This window comes from Streptomyces maremycinicus (genome assembly GCF_001184025.1).
GTDB classification, from domain to species: domain Bacteria; phylum Actinomycetota; class Actinomycetes; order Streptomycetales; family Streptomycetaceae; genus Streptomyces; species Streptomyces maremycinicus.
The window spans coordinates 1-776 of sequence record NZ_BBYG01000033.1; the positions used below are offsets into that span (position 1 = coordinate 1).

1 other annotated feature (running past one end of the window) is annotated in these 776 nt (G+C 57.3%).

The annotated features are described in order from the left end of the window. Nucleotides 1-22 precede the first annotated feature (22 nt). Nucleotides 23-776 (reverse strand) — a sequence feature (mutual gap in cmsearch alignment for this rRNA model is longer than 100); it runs 3,108 nt beyond the window's last position.

Consider the following 776-nt stretch of genomic DNA (forward strand, 5'->3'; position numbering starts at 1 on the left):
AACACAGTGGACGCGAGCAACTGAGGACAAGCCCTCGGCCTATTAGTACCAGTCAGCTTCACCCATTACTGGGCTTCCACATCCGGCCTATCAACCCAGTCGTCTACTGGGAGCCTTAACCCCTCAAGGGGGTGGGAATACTCATCTCGAAGCAGGCTTCCCGCTTAGATGCTTTCAGCGGTTATCCCTCCCGAACGTAGCCAACCAGCCATGCCCTTGGCAGAACAACTGGCACACCAGAGGTTCGTCCGTCCCGGTCCTCTCGTACTAGGGACAGCCCTTCTCAATATTCCTGCGCGCGCAGCGGATAGGGACCGAACTGTCTCACGACGTTCTAAACCCAGCTCGCGTACCGCTTTAATGGGCGAACAGCCCAACCCTTGGGACCGACTCCAGCCCCAGGATGCGACGAGCCGACATCGAGGTGCCAAACCATCCCGTCGATATGGACTCTTGGGGAAGATCAGCCTGTTATCCCCGGGGTACCTTTTATCCGTTGAGCGACGGCGCTTCCACAAGCCACCGCCGGATCACTAGTCCCGACTTTCGTCCCTGCTCGACCCGTCGGTCTCACAGTCAAGCTCCCTTGTGCACTTACACTCAACACCTGATTGCCAACCAGGCTGAGGGAACCTTTGGGCGCCTCCGTTACTCTTTAGGAGGCAACCGCCCCAGTTAAACTACCCATCAGACACTGTCCCTGATCCGGATCACGGACCCAGGTTAGACATCCAGCACGACCAGAGTGGTATTTCAACGACGACTCCACAACCACT